Origin of the sequence: Brevundimonas aurantiaca (assembly GCF_014199955.1) — a bacterium.
GTDB lineage: Bacteria > Pseudomonadota > Alphaproteobacteria > Caulobacterales > Caulobacteraceae > Brevundimonas > Brevundimonas aurantiaca.
Genome location: NZ_JACHOQ010000002.1, coordinates 12,310 through 28,454, shown reverse-complemented (window position 1 = coordinate 28,454; position 16,145 = coordinate 12,310). Strand labels below are relative to the sequence as shown.

General features: G+C 68.1%; 14 protein-coding genes and 1 tRNA gene. 3 read left to right on the top strand and 12 right to left on the bottom strand.

The window, feature by feature from the left end:
• The first annotated feature begins 142 nt into the window (after positions 1 to 142).
• Positions 143 to 2,230 carry an ATP-dependent DNA helicase RecG gene (gene recG / locus GGQ93_RS04245; protein ID WP_183216058.1) on the top strand — a complete coding sequence of 696 codons (2,088 nt, stop codon included), beginning with the start codon at positions 143 to 145 and terminating at the stop codon, positions 2,228 to 2,230.
• Positions 2,231 to 2,307: 77 nt separating this feature from the next.
• Complete coding sequence (locus tag GGQ93_RS04240; protein WP_152950350.1) at positions 2,308 to 3,921, top strand: NAD(P)/FAD-dependent oxidoreductase; 1,614 nt, start codon at positions 2,308 to 2,310, stop codon at positions 3,919 to 3,921.
• 129 nt (positions 3,922 to 4,050) lie between these two features.
• Here GGQ93_RS04240 and GGQ93_RS04235 read toward each other — a convergent pair whose 3' ends face one another.
• The 6 genes from GGQ93_RS04235 to GGQ93_RS04210 form a co-directional block, all read right to left on the bottom strand.
• Positions 4,051 to 4,737 carry an acyl carrier protein gene (locus tag GGQ93_RS04235; protein WP_183215323.1) on the bottom strand — a complete coding sequence of 229 codons (687 nt, stop codon included), beginning with the start codon at positions 4,735 to 4,737 and terminating at the stop codon, positions 4,051 to 4,053.
• A gap of 100 nt (positions 4,738 to 4,837) precedes the next feature.
• Positions 4,838 to 5,632, bottom strand: a complete 795-nt coding sequence (locus GGQ93_RS04230) for an MBL fold metallo-hydrolase (protein ID WP_183215321.1) — start codon at positions 5,630 to 5,632, stop codon at positions 4,838 to 4,840.
• Positions 5,629 to 6,411 (bottom strand): TatD family hydrolase, encoded by a 783-nt coding sequence (locus GGQ93_RS04225; protein WP_183215319.1) that lies wholly within the window; start codon positions 6,409 to 6,411, stop codon positions 5,629 to 5,631. Before GGQ93_RS04225 ends, GGQ93_RS04230 begins: the two co-directional genes overlap by 4 nt.
• Entirely contained in the window at positions 6,411 to 7,403 is a 993-nt protein-coding gene (locus GGQ93_RS04220; RefSeq protein WP_183215317.1) for a DNA polymerase III subunit delta', read from the bottom strand. The genes GGQ93_RS04225 and GGQ93_RS04220 overlap by 1 nt, the downstream gene beginning before the upstream one ends.
• Complete coding sequence (gene tmk / locus GGQ93_RS04215) at positions 7,400 to 8,032, bottom strand: dTMP kinase (protein ID WP_183215315.1); 633 nt, start codon at positions 8,030 to 8,032, stop codon at positions 7,400 to 7,402. The genes GGQ93_RS04220 and tmk overlap by 4 nt, the downstream gene beginning before the upstream one ends.
• Positions 8,033 to 8,070: 38 nt before the next feature.
• On the bottom strand, positions 8,071 to 8,823 hold the full coding sequence (locus tag GGQ93_RS04210) for a septal ring lytic transglycosylase RlpA family protein (RefSeq protein WP_311734580.1): 753 nt from the start codon (positions 8,821 to 8,823) through the stop codon (positions 8,071 to 8,073).
• A 146-nt stretch (positions 8,824 to 8,969) separates the two neighbouring features.
• Here GGQ93_RS04210 and GGQ93_RS04205 point away from each other — a divergent pair.
• Positions 8,970 to 9,059 (top strand) — tRNA-Ser (locus tag GGQ93_RS04205).
• Between the two features lie 789 nt (positions 9,060 to 9,848).
• Here the strand turns inward: GGQ93_RS04205 and GGQ93_RS04200 are convergent.
• The 6 genes from GGQ93_RS04200 to kdpC form a co-directional block, all read right to left on the bottom strand.
• On the bottom strand, positions 9,849 to 10,394 hold the full coding sequence (locus tag GGQ93_RS04200; RefSeq protein ID WP_224764425.1) for a helix-turn-helix transcriptional regulator: 546 nt from the start codon (positions 10,392 to 10,394) through the stop codon (positions 9,849 to 9,851).
• 76 nt (positions 10,395 to 10,470) lie between these two features.
• Positions 10,471 to 10,740 (bottom strand): hypothetical protein, encoded by a 270-nt coding sequence (locus GGQ93_RS04195; RefSeq protein ID WP_201462709.1) that lies wholly within the window; start codon positions 10,738 to 10,740, stop codon positions 10,471 to 10,473.
• Complete coding sequence (locus tag GGQ93_RS04190) at positions 10,734 to 11,321, bottom strand: lytic transglycosylase domain-containing protein (protein ID WP_224764424.1); 588 nt, start codon at positions 11,319 to 11,321, stop codon at positions 10,734 to 10,736. Before GGQ93_RS04190 ends, GGQ93_RS04195 begins: the two co-directional genes overlap by 7 nt.
• Before the next feature lie 864 nt (positions 11,322 to 12,185).
• Positions 12,186 to 12,875: a response regulator gene (locus tag GGQ93_RS04185; RefSeq protein ID WP_183215311.1), complete on the bottom strand. Its 690-nt coding sequence runs from the start codon at positions 12,873 to 12,875 to the stop codon at positions 12,186 to 12,188.
• On the bottom strand, positions 12,875 to 15,562 hold the full coding sequence (locus GGQ93_RS04180) for a DUF4118 domain-containing protein (protein WP_183215309.1): 2,688 nt from the start codon (positions 15,560 to 15,562) through the stop codon (positions 12,875 to 12,877). The genes GGQ93_RS04185 and GGQ93_RS04180 overlap by 1 nt, the downstream gene beginning before the upstream one ends.
• Positions 15,563 to 16,141 (bottom strand): K(+)-transporting ATPase subunit C, encoded by a 579-nt coding sequence (kdpC, locus tag GGQ93_RS04175; RefSeq protein ID WP_183215307.1) that lies wholly within the window; start codon positions 16,139 to 16,141, stop codon positions 15,563 to 15,565.
• Between the last annotated feature and the right edge of the window lie 4 nt (positions 16,142 to 16,145).

Here is a 16,145-nt window from a genome sequence, read left to right as displayed (position 1 = left end):
GAATCCTTGCCCGGCAAAGTTGAAGGACGCTCAAGCAGCGAGCCACCGCGTGGCGAGCGTTAGCGTCCTCAAATGGAAGAAGCGCAGATAGCGTTCCTGAACGGACTTCGCCACCCGTCATGGTCACGCTATGTTCACGGCGATGCGTCCGCAGATTCTTTTCCCCCTGTTCGCCGAGGTTTCCAGCCTGAAGGGCGTGGGCCCCCGCATCCTGCCCCTGGTGCAGAAGGTGGCGGGGCCGCTGGTGCGCGATCTGGTCTTCCTCAGCCCCTCGGGCGTCATCTTGCGCCGGCCCATGCAGGCGGCGACCGCCGTGGACGGCGAGGTCGGCATCTTCGAGATCGTCATCGACCGCCTGTTCGTCCCCAGCCGCCCCGGCGCCCCGCTGAAGGTCCGCGCCAGCGACCCGACCGGCTTCGTCCACCTGGTCTGGTTCGGAGGCTCGCCCCAGCATATCGACCGGCTGCTGCCGCGCGGCGAGACCCGGCTGGTCTCGGGCAAGGTCGAGCGGTTCAACGGCGAGGTCCAGATCGTCCATCCGGACATCGTCACGCCCGACAAGGCCGCCGACATCCCGGCCTCCGAACCCGTCTATCCGGCGACGCAAGGCTTGACCTCGCGCCAGCTGCGCAAACTGGTCCAGGCCGCCCTGCCCGCCGCCCCCGACCTGCCGGAATGGCAGGACCCCGCCTGGCTGAAGAAGCAGAACTGGCTAGGCTGGCGCGCCGCCCTGGACGCCCTGCACGCCCCGGCGGGCGAGCCCGACCTGTCGCCCGACGCCCCGGCCCGCCGGCGCCTGGCCTATGACGAATTCCTGGCCCACCAGCTGGCCCTGGCCCGCCGTCGCCGCGCCCGCGAGATCAAGCCCGCCCCCGTCATCGCACCCGGCGCCGCCTCCGACTGCCTGCTCCAGGCCCTGCCCTTCACCTTGACCAACGCCCAGGCCCAAGCCGTCGCCGAAATCCGCCGCGACCTGGCCTCCGGCAAACAGATGGGCCGGTTGCTTCAGGGCGACGTCGGCTCGGGCAAGACCGCCGTCGCCGCCCTGGCCCTGGCCGACGCGGCCTCCAGCGGCTTCCAGTCCGCCCTGATGGCCCCGACCGAAATCCTGGCCCGCCAGCATTACGAAAAACTCGGCCCCCTGCTGGAGGCGGCCGGCGTCGCCTCCGTCCTGCTCACCGGCCGGGATGCGAACGGCCAGAGGCGCGAGAAGCTGGCCGCCCTGGCCTCCGGTCACGCCCAGGTCGCCATCGGCACCCACGCCCTGTTCCAGGACGCCGTCCGCTTCGACCGCCTGGCCCTGGCCGTCATCGACGAGCAGCACCGGTTCGGCGTCAGCGAGCGCCAGCGGCTTCAGGCCAAGGGCGACCCGCGTCTGGGCGCCGTCCACCTGCTCACCATGTCGGCCACCCCCATCCCCCGCACCCTGGAGCTGACCCAATACGGCGAGCTGGAAGTCAGCCGTCTGATGGAGAAGCCGCCGGGCCGCACCCCCGTCACCACCGCCGTCGTCCCCCTGGCCCGCATCGGCGAGGTCGCCGCCCGGTTGAAGACGGCGCTGGACGCCGGCGCCCAGGCCTACTGGATCTGCCCCCTGGTCGCCGAATCCGAAGCCATCGATCTCGCCGCCGCCGTCGACCGCGCCGACGACCTGCGCCGCCTGCTGGGCGTCGAGGTCGGCCTGGCCCACGGCCAGATGCCCGGCGCCGAACGCGAATCCGTCATGGCCGACTTCGCCGACGGCCGCATTCCCCTGCTGGTCGCCACCACCGTGGTCGAGGTCGGGGTGGATGTGCCCAAGGCCTCCATCATGGTCATCGAACACGCCGACCGCTTCGGTCTGGCCCAGCTGCACCAGCTGCGCGGTCGCGTCGGCCGCGGCGCAAAGGCCAGCTCCTGCATCCTGCTGTACGGCGGCCAGGACGGCGCCCTCGGCGAAACCGCCAAGGAACGGCTCGAAACCCTGCGCCGCACCGAGGACGGCTTCGTCATCGCCGAGGAAGACTTCCGCCTGCGCGGCGGCGGCGACCCCCTGGGCCTGAAACAGAGCGGCTTCCCCGCCTACCGCTTCGCTGACCCGATCCGCCACCGCGCCCTGATGCTGGCCGCCGCCGACGACGCCCGCCTGATCCTGAACCGCGACCCCGACCTGACCTCCGAACGCGGTCAGGCGGTTCAGGTACTGGAGGAGTTGTTCGACTGGAAGGGGCATAAGGCGGGGTCGGATTGAAGGGGCGCCGCGCCCACGTCCGTGATCCTGGACCTTGCGCCTAGGATCCAAAGACTCGACCGGCTAGAACGCCCCGGATGTTGCGCCTGTCAGAACTCAAACTGCCCCTCGACCACCCGCCGGAGGCCTTGCCCGCCGCGATCGCCGCCCGGCTGGGCGTGCCGCCGCACGATCTTGTCTCCTGGTCGATATGGAAGCGGGCGCACGACGCCCGCCGGAAATCCGCGATTCTGAAAGTCTACATCCTCGACGTCGAGGTGAGGGATGAAGCGGCGGTGCTGGCCCGCCTTGCAGACGACGTGCACGTGGCGCCGACGCCGGACGTCGCCTATCGCCCGGTCGCCGTCGCCCCCAGCACCGAGCGCCTTCGGCCGGTCGTGATCGGGGCCGGGCCGTGCGGCCTGTTCGCCGGGCTGATCCTGGCCGAGATGGGGTTCAAGCCGATCATCCTCGACCGCGGCAAGGTGGTTCGGCAGCGGACCAAGGACACCTGGGGCCTGTGGCGGAGCAGCAAGTTGGACCCGGAATCCAACGTGCAGTTCGGCGAGGGCGGCGCGGGCACCTTCTCCGACGGCAAGCTCTACAGCCAGATCAAGGATCCGCGTTTCCTGGCCCGCAAGGTGTTGACCGAATTCGTCGCAGCCGGGGCGCCGGAGGAAATCCTGACCGAGGCCCACCCGCACATCGGCACCTTCCGCCTGGTGACCATGGTCGAGGCCATGCGCGAGAAGATCGAAAAGCTGGGCGGCGAATACCGCTTCGAGCACCGGGTCACGGACATCGATCTCGACAAGGGCGTCCTTCGGGGCGTGCGCCTGCACACTGGCGAGACGCTGGAGGCCGATCACGTGGTCTTCGCCATCGGCCACTCGTCGCGCGACACCTTCCAGACCCTCTACGAGCGCGGCGTCCATATCGAGGCCAAGCCGTTCTCGATCGGCTTTCGCATCGAGCATCCGCAGTCGTGGATCGACAAGGCCATGTTCGGCCCCTGCGCCGGCCACCCTGACCTGGGCGCGGCGGCCTATTCGCTTTCGCACCATTGCTCGAATGGCCGCACCGTCTACAGCTTCTGCATGTGCCCGGGCGGCACGGTGGTCGCGGCCACCAGCGAGCCAGGCCGAGTCGTGACCAACGGCATGAGCCAGTATTCGCGCAACGAGCGCAACGCCAACTCCGGCTTCGTGGTCGGCATCTCGCCCGAGGATTATCCCAGCGACCATCCGCTGGCGGGCATCGAACTGCAACGGGATCTGGAGACCCGCGCCTATGCGGCCGGCGGCGGCGACTATTTCGCGCCGGGCCAGCTGGTCGGCGACTTCCTGGCGGGCCGCCCCTCGACCACGCTGGGCGAGGTCGTCCCCAGCTATAAACCGGGCGTGCGCCCGACCGACCTGGCGCCCCTGATGCCCGACTATGTGATCGCCGCCATGCGCGAGGCCCTGCCCGTCTTCGGCCGCAAGATCGCCCGCTACGACGACGCCCAGGCGGTTCTGACGGGCGTCGAAACCCGCAGTTCATCCCCGATCCGAATGACCCGCGGCGCCGACTTCCAGAGCCTGAACGTGCGCGGCCTCTTCCCTGCCGGCGAAGGCGCCGGCTACGCCGGCGGCATCCTTTCGGCCGCCGTCGACGGCATCAAGGTCGCCGAAGCCGTCGCCCGGTCGATGGTCGCGGAGGGGACGGCGTAGACAAAAGGTGGCGCATCGCTGCGATCGTGCGACAATCCGGCCCTCGTCAGAGGGGGCTGATCGGCTTTCTGGCCGCTAGCCTAAGACGGTTCCCGCCCCATATGCGACGTTCGGATGGTCTGCTCGGCGCTACGCCAACAACCTTGTCTGGCGGGAAATCAACTCCGGACGAACGCCAGCTTCCCGCGCTAGCAAATCTCGAAATATCCGCCAGACTGTCGTCGGCCGAGCGTCAGCGCCCTTTGCGGCGAAAACGGCAAAGTTGGACAGCGCGATTCCCGTCGAAAGATCGCCAACGGACATCGTTCCGAATGATGCGACACCAGAGCGCACGACAACCCAGCCCGCAACAATTCCCATGGCCGAAAGAACAGCCATGATCGGGGAATGAGAGGCTAGAAGGCCAGCAATGCCGAATATCAGCAGCGCGATCCCCAAAAAAGTCTTCCCCCCCAAGGTCAGAGGAACAGGCGCCGTTTCCGTCTCTTGGGCCAAAGCCTTCAGCACGGCAGCCTGACGTATTCGCGTTAGGTCCCGGAGCTTTGTCGATGGGCGAATAACACCGGCGCTTCCCCTGCTCCGTAGAAACCGCCGCACGTCATAGAACGCCATCGAAGTCGAGCACTTGCCTTGTATCACCGTCGTGGCGAGCTTGCTCAGAACGGCTTCGTAAAAGTCGCCTACGGTCTCCCAGGAAGAAGTTTCCTCGTCCTTGAAAGAAAGGCCAAACGACCGTTCAATCGCGACCAGCACGTCGAGGTCATCGCCATCGCCAGCTAACCCGAGCGTCGTCAATGGGGCGGGAGTCGCGATCATACACCGAACGTCGCTGAAACCGCCTCTATCGGCAAGTTCCGCCTTTCACCCCGAACAGATGTCCCAAACGTCCGCTTTCCAGCGGAACCTTGCCAAAAACTCAGCCGATCATGCAGGTCCAGCCGTCGAACCCGACCTCGACATTGGCCGGAACGATCGCCGACAGTTCCTTGTAATCCATGTCGATATGCAGGTTCGTCAGCACCGCCCGCTCGACGTCCGCCGCCGCAATCCATTCCAGCGCCCGGTCCAGATGGGCGTGGGTCGGATGGGGGGTGTAGCGCAGGGCGTCGACGATCCAGACCTGGCACCCCGCCACCGCGCGGATCGCCGCCTCGTCCAGGTCCGAGACGTCGCTGGAATAGGCCATGTCGCCCAGCCGATAGCCGACCGACCGGATCGGCCCGTGCCCCTGGTCGAAGGTCACGACCGGGATCGCGCCCCCCGGCCCATCCACCGACCAGCTTGTCCCGTGCGGCGGGATGGGGCGAGCTTCCAGCAGCGGCGTGTAACCGAACTTGCTCTCGAAAATATAGTCGAACCGGTGCGCCAGAGACGTCAGGGTCGCCTCGTCCATCCAGGCCGGAATCCGCTTGCGCGCCCGCGCGGCGAAGGTCCGCAGGTCGTCGATCCCGTGGGTCTGGTCCGCATGGTCGTGGGTATAGAGGACGGCGTCCACATGCCGGGTCCCGCTGGCCAGCATCTGTTCGCGCAGGTCGGGCGAGGTGTCGATCAGGATGTTGGTCGTCCCCTCCGGCCCGGTCTTCCGCGCCAGCATCGAGCAGCGCGTCCGCCGGTTCCTCGGCTCGGCCGGGTCGCACACGCCCCAGTCGCCGTCGCCCCGCGGCACCCCGCCCGAGGATCCGCTGCCCAGGATGACGACTTCGAAGCTCATGCCGATCTCGGTATCCGGTCAAAGAGGCCGAAGAAGGCCTCGGTGGTTCTCTGGTCCGCCTCCTCGGCGCTCCAGCCCCGGATCTCGGCCAGCTTGTCCAGCACATGGCGGATATAGGCCGGCTCGTTGCGCCGCCCCCGATGCGGGATGGGCGCCAGATAGGGGCAGTCGGTCTCGACGATTATACGGTCGGCCGGCATGTCCCGGATCACCGCCCGCACATCCTCGGCCGCCTTGAAGGTGGCGATTCCCGAGACCGAGAACCAGGCCCCCAGTTCCGCTGCGATTCCTGCCAGTTCCGCACCGCTGGTGTAGCAGTGCATCAGCATCTTGAACGGGCCGGCGGCGTGCTCCTCCTTCAGGATCGCCCCCATGACCGCGTCCGCCTCGCGGGTGTGGATCACCAGCGGCAGACCGGTCTCGCGCGCTGCAGCCACATGCTGGCGGAACACCGCCGCCTGGATCTCGCGCGGGCTGAAGTCATAGTGGAAGTCCAGCCCGCACTCCCCGATCCCCACCACCTTGGGCCGCTGCGCCAGCTCCACCAGGGTCGCCGCCGTCAGTTCCGCCGCGTCCTTGGCCTCGTGCGGATGGACCCCGACCGTGCACCAGATGTCGTCGTTGGCCATGGCGATCCCGTGGGTCGCTTCAAAGGTGGTCAGCTTGTCGGAGATCTCGACCATCAGAGCGACCCCGGCCTCGCGCGCCCGGGCGATCACCGCGTCCCGGTCTTCGTCGAACTGGGGGGCGTGCAGGTTCACATGGCTGTCGATCAGCATCAGCCTCTCCGTTCCTCTTGCGCCTGAACCCGTTTCAGGTCGGCCAGCGCCCCGGCCAGGACATCGCCCCGGTCCAGGTTCAGCCCGGCCGCCCGCTCCGGCAACGGCTGCAGCCGCTCCCACAGCTCGGCCCAACGGTTGCCGAAGCCGGGCGCACTGTTCAGGGCCCGCATCCGCACCGCCGCGATCAGCCGGTCCATCAGGATGTCGAACCGCTCCTGCCCTTCCGCGCCCCGAAACTTGTCGGCTATGGCCAGGGCCTCGGCCCGGTCCACATCCCCCTCGACCCAGCGCCGCGCCAACTGGTCCATCTCGAAGGTCGCCCCCGACGCCAGGGCCAGGGCCGCGCCCGGCGATCCGCCCGCCATGGCCGCCGCATGTTCGGCCTCCTCCGGCTCCGCCCCCGTCCGGTTCCGCACCAGGGTCTCCAGCCGCTCCGGCGTCCAGATGGGGAAGCTCAGCCGCCGGCAGCGCGACCGGATCGTGGCCAGCAGCCGCCCCGGCGCATGGGTCACCAGGAACAGCACCCCCCGCTCGGGCGGCTCCTCCAGAACCTTCAGCAAGGCGTTGGCCGCATTGATGTTCAGGTCGTCGGCCGCATCGATGATCGCCACCCGGTGCTGGGCCTGGGAAGGGCTCTTGGAAAAGAACTCGGGCAGGTCGCGCGACTGATCGACCGAGATCGACTTCTTGGTCTTGCCGCCCTCCACCAGCCGTTCCAGCACCAGCAGGTCGGGATGGGACTGGGCCGAGATCAGCCGGCTGACCGGATCGTCGCGCCGCGCCCCCAGCGGCCCCCGCGCCGGATCGGCCCCCGCCCCCAGCAGCCGCCGCGCCGCGCGATAGGCGAAGGTCGCCTTGCCGGTCCCCTCGACCCCGCACAGCAGCCAGGCGTGATGCAGCCGCCCCCGCTCCCAGGCGTCCAGAAAGGCCGTTTCCGCCGCCGCATCAGGGACCAGGTCGAACCGGTCGCGCGGATGGTCCTCGCTCACAGCAGCCGGTCCTGAACCGCCCGCCAAACGCGCGCCTCGACCTCGTCCGGCGACCCCACGGCGTCGATCAGCACGCACCGATTAGGGTTGGCCTCGACGATGCGCAGAAAGCCCTCGCGCAGCCGCTGATGAAACTCCAACCCCTTGGACTCGAACCGCGTCTCGAACAGGCCGCGCCCGAACGCCCGCTCCAGCCCCACCTCGACCGGCAGGTCGAACACCAGGGTCAGATCCGGCTGATCGTCTCCGACCACGCCCGCATCGATCTGTTCGATAAAGCTCTGGGCGACGCCCCCGCCCGCGCCCTGATAGGCTCGACTGCTGTCGGCGAACCGGTCGCACACCACCCAGTCGCCCGCCGCCAGCGCCGGCCGAATGGTCCGCTCCAGGTGATCCGAGCGCGCGGCGTACATCAGCAGGGTCTCGGTCATGGCCGACCAGGGCTCGGCGTCGGTGGCCACGACGAGGTTGCGGATCACCTCCGCCCCCTTCGATCCGCCCGGCTCGCGCGTGCGGACCGCCTGGCGGTCGCCCAGAACGGGCTGCAGCCGCTCGACCAGCCGCCCGACCTGAGTCGACTTGCCGGAGCCTTCTCCGCCTTCGAAGCTGATGAATTTCCCACGGGTCACGGGCGCACTAATGGCGTCCGCAGCGCGGGAGGCAAGCCTTAGCCGCCGGATATCAACAGAGCGTCCGCATATCCGCGCGCCACGACCGCCTGTCGCGCGGTCTCGGCCGCATTGGCGTCGCCCCAGGGACCGACCAGAACGCGGTACAGTCCGCCGGTCTCGTCCACGGTCGCGCGCTCGCCCAGCCTCCGCGCGATCCGTCTCGCGCTGTTCTGATCCCTGAACGCCCCGGCCTGGACCCAGAAGCCGCCGCCCGCGCCGACCGGGGCTTCAACCGACGTCGATGGAGCGGGCGCCGCCGCCTCGGCCCTCAGCACAGCGCCGCCGCCCAGTCGTGGCGCCCGGCCGAGATAGCGAACCCGCACTCGACCCACGCCTTGTCGCAGCAGATCCAGCTCCTGCGCCGCGCCTCGCGACAGATCGATGATTCGCCCGTCGACGAACGGCCCGCGATCATTGACCCGCACCACGATCCGCCGGCCGTTCTCCAGATTGGTGACCTCCACCAGGCCCGGCAGCGGCAGGGTCTTATGCGCCGCGGTCAGCTGGCGCATGTCGAACCGTTCGCCGGTCGAGGTCGGTCGCCCATTGAAGGCGTCGCCGTACCAGGAGGCCAGACCGACCTCGTCATAATCGGGCTGTTCCTTGGGCGTATACCACCGCCCGCGCACCTGATAGGGCCGCATCGTCCCCGACACGATCGGGGCCGGATCCTTGACCACCGGCGCGGCGCCGCCGCCTCGCCCGCCGCCCAATGTCGAACAGGCCGCCAGCAGCGAGAACAGCCCCAAAACCAGGCCGCTCCGGATCCACTGTCCAATTCGCATCGGCACGCCTCGTCACACTCGTCCAAAAACAGGATGACCGAAGACATTTCCGCTTTGGTTAATGGGGCGTTCGCCTGCTATGGCGTCCGCCCGACCGGGCGATCCGGCAAGGAAGTGTGGCCGAGTGGTTTAAGGCACTGGTCTTGAAAACCAGCGACGGTGCGAGCCGTCCGTGGGTTCGAATCCCACCGCTTCCGCCATTTGCATTAATTTTATTACGCAAATTCTAGCTTTTTCTATACGCCCACCTAAACACCCGCCTATCACAACACCGCTTCAGATGGCTTTTCAGGGCGTTCGAGGTGTGTTCGGTTATCTCCAGTTTCGCCTGGTCCGGGAGTTCTGTCTCACTTCCACAGCGGTTTGAGGCGCGATTCGGCGATATGCCCGAACCATCTCAGGCGAAGAGAGAACGAGAGTCCGCCAAGCACGCAGCACTGTCGTCAGCCGGATCGCGCCGTCTCCTTAATCGACCCTCGCCATCATCCAGCGACGAAAGGCGTCGGCGCCCGCTTGTGCCCCGAAGTGAATCGTGTCGGCCATGGCGTAGAACCAGCTCGTCCCCAGCCTGCTAATCAGCCACCTACCCAGCGAGCGCTCACGACTGGCCCGCGATCGGGCAAGCGGAGCGAAGTCATGCGGGACCATTCGTTCGGCGTCAGCTGTTTGCATCGGCCGCGATAGATCGTGCTTGCCTTGGCTGTCGATTGGCCACTTCGCCTTTCCAACAGATCCTGACCGCCTCGGGTCGGTAGCGCGAACTCCATGGACGCGGGGGAGCGTCCTCAGTGATCCCGAAATGACGGACCGAGTCCGCACCATGTCGATCATTCCCACGTCATGGCGCGCCTCCACGCAGTGACGGAAATTAGGGATCACCTGAAGAGGTGGCGCCAGTCAGACGATACAGTCGAGGGCCCGCCCCGTAAGACCGTCGCCGCATCGACCGAGGCCTAAGTTGAGGTCGGGGCCAGAGTTGAAGATGAAGGCTAGAAGCCGAAGTCCGTCTGAGCTGGATCCGGACCAGGTGAACGTCGTCGCGGCTTACGCGCCGCCACTGCGGGCGGCGTACACGGTGGAGGTGGAGGTGGTGTTGGGGATTGCGGCGGAACCGACCCCGTCGTCGCCGAACCGGGCGCCCGCTCGCGGGACGGACCGTTCTCCCGCGACGCCAGCGGCATGCCCGGCAGACGCGGCGGGCTCGGCGGGCTCGGCGGGCTGAAACGCCGCTCGCCGCCCGGCGCTCGGCCGGGAACCGGTTCGGCGCCTCGCCTCGCCCTTTTCCAGGCGTTCAATTCGCTTTCCCGCCATCCGACCCGACCTGGGGACACGGGTATGGGCCAAGGGAAGAGTCCTGCCCGCTGCATGCGCCAGGCCGTCGTTCGGCTGAAGCCGACGAGGTTTTGAACCTCGGGCCAGAGCAAAAGCCGGTCATCCGGACCGCCGGGCTGGACGCCGTCGTCGTTTAACCGGAACGGGGTCGCCCGGCCTCTTGGAGGCGGAACCGGCGTCGATTCCGCGCGGTCGAGGATCACGTCCGTCACGATCCGCTCCCTCACCGCCTTCGGATGGGCGGAGAAGAGGTTGGGGCCGTCGGATCGGGGCGTCCGATCAGACACGGCGTCGGCTCTGGGCGGCGGCGGGGGCGCCGGTGCGGAGCCCCAATATCTGGGCCGCCGCCCAGGCTTCGAGCAGATTGCGGGGATAGAAGGGTTTTGAACGGACGTGGAGACACGGAGGTCCGTCCGACCGGGTGGACCAAAGCTGCGCCAGCGGGGCCGGCTTGAGCCGGATGCCCCGCTGCGCCAGGAAGGCGGAGGTCTCGGCGCGCGTCAGGAGCGCGCCCTCCTCCACCGCCGAAAACGCGGGCTCCGTCACCACTGGGAGCCTCCCGTAGGCTGGCATTGCTGGACGGTGAGGATCCGCCGGCCCGCCGTCAGGGCGGAGGTAGCAGCCCAGAACGCTCGCGACGTACTGGCGGGTTTCGGCGATGTCGGGGATCTGTCCGAGCCGGGCCACCCGGGGGGTCCGGCGTTGTAGGCGGCCAGAGCCAGCCGCACGTCGCCGAACCGGACGAGTTGCTGCGCCAGATAGGCCACGCCGCCGCGCACGTTCTCCTCCGGCTCCAAACGATTCGGAACTTGAAGATCGGCGGCTGTCCCGGGCATCAATTGGGTCAGGCCACAGGCGCCGGCGATCAAACAGGCCTCGGGTCGATAGGCGCTTTCAACAATGACGACGGCGTGAAGCAGCTTCTCGTCGAGGCCGTGTCGCCGCGCGGCGGCCTCCACAGCCGCCTGGTAAGGCTGGCTGAGCGCCGCGATCCTGTCGCTCAGCGCTTCGAACTCACCGACGCCCTCCCTGTCCTCAGACGAGAAGCCGAACAGCCGCCGCCAGCGGCGGACCAGTCCACGGCCTGGGCCCGTGCCGGTCCAATGCCCATAGTCGGGCTGACGAGGCACAGGAGGAGGGCCGCGCGGCTGGCATACCTCACCACAGACGAACGTCCGGCTTGGCCACTCTGGCTGGCAACTGAGCGCCAACGGCGGTCATGCGGATTATGCCGGATAGAGGACATTCGCGCGTGGATCTGAGGCACGCTTTCGGGCGCGATGCATGCTTTTCAAACCCACCCTTAGCAGACATGACCGGGCCCGTTTCAGGCCCGGTCGAGAGTCACAGATCGATCTGCTCTGACATCTCCAGGGCGTCGTCCACCTCGATGCCGAGGTATCGGACAGTGCTCTCCAGTGCCCGGTGACCCAATAGGAATCGGCAAGCCCGCAGGTTACCGGTCTCCTTGTAGACGAGAGACACCTTAGTGCGGCGGAGGCTGTGAGTTCCGTACCCTGCGATTCGAGGTCGATCATCCGAATCCATTGATCGACGAGCCGGGCGTCCTGTCGGGCGCCGATGTGCTGCCCCGGCCGGCTACGACTGGGGAACAGCCAGTCCTCATCGCGCTGACCCCGGACCTTTAACCAGGCAGCGATTGCGTCACGCGCGGCCTCTGTGATTTCGAACGGCACAGGCCTACCCGTCTTCTGCTGGATGACGAATGAGCGCTGGCGGAAGGCCCAGATGTGCTTTGGCTTGAGCGGCGCCTCGGGGCCGATCAGACCAGCCCGTGTTCCATGGCGCTTGGGTTGGATGAATAGGTCAGACTGGCGCATGGCCAACCTCCATTGAGGTCGCCTCCATGTGCGTTGCCATTCTATGACCACAGCAGCTCTCAGCGCCGTCGGCGGTCAGGTCTTTAACCCAAAGAGCATCTTCAGATAATCGCCATGGCGCCGCCGTCCCGCCTCGGCTACCGGTCGGCTGAATCAAGTGGCAAGCCGATACCCAATGCCTGGTTCGGTGACGAGCAAAGCGGGCTCGGCTGGGTCTTTCTCCAGCTTGTGCCGGAGTTGGCCGATCACGACACGCAGATACTGGACGTCGTGCAGGTGGCCGGCGCCCCAGACGGTCTTCAGCAGATCGACATGGCCCAGCACCTTGCCGGCGTTGCGCGCCAGATAGGCCAGGACGTCGTACTCCTTGGGCCGCAGCTTCACCCGCTCGCCGGCGCGGGTGACGATCCGGCGGTCCAGATCGATTATGACATCCTCCGCCGTGACCACGCCGCCAGCGACCGGCGTCAGCATGCCTTGGCGCAAGCCTGCGCGGATGCGCGCCAGCAATTCGCCGACGCCGAATGGCTTTTCCACATAGTCATTGGCCCCCAGGTCCAAGGCCGCAATTTTTTCCGCCTCGCGGTCGCGTGCGGACAGGATGATGATCGGTCCCTTGTAGAACTCACGCGCCCGCGTCAGCACGTCCTTGCCGTCCATATCGGGCAGGCCCAGGTCCAGGACCACGGCGTCGGGGTTCCACAGGGCGATGGCGCGCAGGCCTTCCTGTCCGCTGTCGGCGCGCTTGGGTTCATAGCCGGCGGCGTCGAGCGCAGGCGACAGAAACCGGTGGATTTGAGGTTCGTCGTCGATGACCAGAATCTGGGGGCGAACGGCGGTCATCACAGCAGATCCGGATGGGTGGCGATGGACTTGGGCAGGCTGATCAGAATTCGAGTTCCGCGCTTTTCACCGTCCGGTCCGTCCTGGATCGGGCTGGCGGCGGCGATGCGGCCGCGCATGGCCTCGACGAAGCCCTTGGCGATGGCGAGCCCCAGGCCGGCCCCTTTTGCACGGTCGGTGGATTCCTCCATACGCCGAAACTTGTCGAACACCCTTTCCAGCTCCGCAGTCGGGATGCCCCTGCCCTCGTCCTCGATGGAGATGACGACGGCGCCGCGATCCTCATAAGCCGCCAGTTCGATGGTCGTGCCGTCGGGGCTGTAGGCGATGGCGTTTTCCAGAATGTTGACCACCGCCTGTTCCAAGAGGCCCGGATCGGCCTCGACCATGCTGAGCTGGGCGGGAAAGTCTCGTGTGACCTTGCGCTGGCCCAGGCGGCGCGACACCCGGTCGGCGGCGGCGTTCAGGATGTCGCGCACATCGGTCCAGTCGGTGCGGACGTTCAGCCCGCCGCCCTCCAGCCGAGTCATGTCCAGCAGGTCGCCGACGTAGCGGGACAGGCGTTCGGCCTCTTCGCGGATGCTCAGCAAAAGATCGTCGCGGACCTCGGGCTTCAGGGTCGCACCATAGTCGATCAGCGTCGTCGCCGAGCCCAGGACGGTGGACAGGGGCGTGCGCAGATCGTGGCTGACCGAGTTCATCAGGGCGGCGCGGAAACGGTCGGCGCGGCGCAGAGTCTCAGTCTCCAGCGCCTGTCCCGCAAGGTCGGCGCGCTCCAGCGCAACGGCGCCCTGATCGAGCAGGGCCAGGGCCAGGCGCTCCTCGTCCGAACCGGCCGTCACGGCCGAGGCGTCGATGCCCGCCACCCCTGCCCGTCCCCGAACCCCCTGCAGGGGTTGGAACCGCCATCGGCTCTGCGGCAGGGTGCCGGTGCCGTGTCCGGCGACCTCGCCATGCATCCAGGCCCAGCGGGCGGCCGCCATGGCGTCGGCGCCCAGGGTCGCGCCTTCCGGACTGGCGGCCGCCGGGACGATGTCGTCTCCGTCCGGCAGCAAGACCACGGCTCCCGCACCCGCAGCGGCCGACGCCTGTTCGGCCAGGCTTAGAGCCGTGCCGGCGCGATCCTGGGCGGCAGACAGGGTCTGGCTGGCGGCCAGCAAGGCCGAGACGGCGGCGGCGCGCCTCTGGGCGGCGCGGGCCTGTTCGCGCACCCGCCCCGCCAGGGCCCCGGCGCCCAGTGCGACGGCCCAGAACAGCACCAGAGTGAGAAAGTCGGTCGGCGAGCCGATCAGGAAACTGTAGCGCGGCTGAAGGAACAGGAAGTTGTAGGTCAGAAAGGCCAGGGTCGCCGCCGCCAGGGCCGGGCGCAGGCCGTTCAACACCGCAGCCGCCACGACCGCCGCCAGATAGATGACGCCCAGATCGACCCGCTCGAACCGCGTGTCCAGCAGCAGGGCGACGCCCGTCGCCGCACCGATGGAGCCGGCGCTCGCGCTATAGGCGCGCCAATCCGCGCCGCCGCGCGGTCCCGCCCGCGTCGCCGGTTCGGGCGCCGCCAGATCGCCTTCGGTCACCACATGAACCGCGACGCCCTGGGCCTTGCGCAGCAGTTCGGTCGCCAGGGCCCGGCCGGTCCATTCGGCGAACCGCCCGCCTCGCGTCTTGCCGATGACGATCTGGGTGACGTTGTTGCGATGGGCGTGATCCAGAACGGCGCGCACCACGTCGTCGCCGCTCAGCGTCACCGGGCGCGCCCCCAGTTGCTCGGCCAGTTTGAAGGCCTCGGACAGGCGCGCCATGGAGCGAGCGTCAGAGCGCGAGCCCGACGGCCGTTCCACATGGGCCACCGACCAAGGGGCGTTCATCATCATGTCCGACATCCGTCGCCCGGTCCGCACCAGAGACGCGCTCATGGCGTCGCCGCCCACCAGGACCATGATCCGCTCGCTCGCCGCCCAGGGCCCGGACACGCCGCGGTCCCGCAGATGGGACAACAGCTGATCGTCCACCGTCTGGGCCGCGCGGCGCAGGGCCAGTTCGCGCAGGGCTGTCAGATTCTCCAGCTTGAAGAAGTTCTCGGACGCCACCTGCGCCGTCTCGGGCACATAGACCTTGCCCTCGGCCAGGCGAGCGCGGAGGTCCTCGGGCGTGATGTCCACCACCTCGATGTCGTCGGCTTCGGTCAGGAGGCTGTCGGGCACCGTTTCGCGCTGCCGCACGCCGGTGATCCGCAGGATGACGTCGGACAGGCTTTCCAGATGCTGGATGTTCAGCGTCGTCCAGATGTCGATGCCGGCGTCGCGCAGCTCTTCCACGTCCTGCCAACGTTTCGGATGGCGCGAACCGGGCGCATTGGAATGGGCGTACTCATCGACCAGCAGCAGCCCGGGGCGGCGCGCCAGGGCGCCATCGAGATCGAACTCCATCAGCGACCGGCCGCGATGGTCGATCGGCGCGCGCGGCATGACGTCCAGGCCGCGCAGCAGGCTCATGGTCTCCTTTCGGCCGTGGGTCTCGACCAGACCCACGACGACATCCAGCCCCTCAGCCTTTCGCCGACGGGCGGCGCGCAGCATTTCATAGGTCTTGCCCACGCCGGGCGACATGCCCAGAAACACCTTCAGCCGCCCGCGCTTGCGGCGCGGAACGGCTGAAGTCGCGGGCGTTTCGGGCGCCGTCTCGGGCAATCAGCCCTCCACGCCGAAGCGGGCGTCTAGCGCGCGATTGGTCAGCAGGACATTGACGCGCGGCTGGCCGATGAAGCCGAGGAAGGCCCCCTCGGTCTGCGCGTCGATGATCGTCTGGACCTGCTGCACGGAAACGCCTCTGGCGCGGGCGATCCGCGCGGCCTGAAGCCGAGCGTAGGCCGGGGACACGTCCGGGTCGAGGCCCGAACCCGAGGTCGTCACCGCATCGGCGGGGATGAGGCCAGGGCCGTCCTCGGCGCGGATGGCCTTGGCGCTTTCGGCGACCCGCCCCGCCAGGTCCGGGTTCAACGGCCCCAGGTTGGAGCCCGACGAGGCGGCGGCGTCATAGCCGTCGCCCGCCGCCGAGGGGCGCGGGTGCAGATAGGTCGCGCCCGCGAACGGCTGGCCGATCAGGGCCGAGCCGACGACCCGACCGCCGGCGTCTCGCACCAGGCTGCCGTTGGCCTGCCCGGGGAAGGCGGCCTGGGCGATCCCCGTCACCGCTAGCGGATAGGCCAGCCCCAGCAGGAGGGTGAACAAGGCCATCATCACGATGGCCGGACGGAACGAATTGACCATGATC

What these genes read in the sequence shown, in the direction of transcription:
- GGQ93_RS04185 (WP_183215311.1), bottom strand. Translation starts at nt 12,875, where the DNA reads ATGACCGCCGTTCGCCCCCAGATTCTGGTCATCGACGACGAACCTCAA.
- GGQ93_RS04225 (WP_183215319.1), bottom strand. Translation starts at nt 6,411, where the DNA reads ATGCTGATCGACAGCCATGTGAACCTGCACGCCCCCCAGTTCGACGAA.
- recG (WP_183216058.1), top strand. Translation starts at nt 143, where the DNA reads ATGCGTCCGCAGATTCTTTTCCCCCTGTTCGCCGAGGTTTCCAGCCTG.
- GGQ93_RS04235 (WP_183215323.1), bottom strand. Translation starts at nt 4,737, where the DNA reads ATGATCGCGACTCCCGCCCCATTGACGACGCTCGGGTTAGCTGGCGAT.
- GGQ93_RS04240 (WP_152950350.1), top strand. Translation starts at nt 2,308, where the DNA reads ATGTTGCGCCTGTCAGAACTCAAACTGCCCCTCGACCACCCGCCGGAG.
- kdpC (WP_183215307.1), bottom strand. Translation starts at nt 16,141, where the DNA reads ATGGTCAATTCGTTCCGTCCGGCCATCGTGATGATGGCCTTGTTCACC.
- GGQ93_RS04230 (WP_183215321.1), bottom strand. Translation starts at nt 5,632, where the DNA reads ATGAGCTTCGAAGTCGTCATCCTGGGCAGCGGATCCTCGGGCGGGGTG.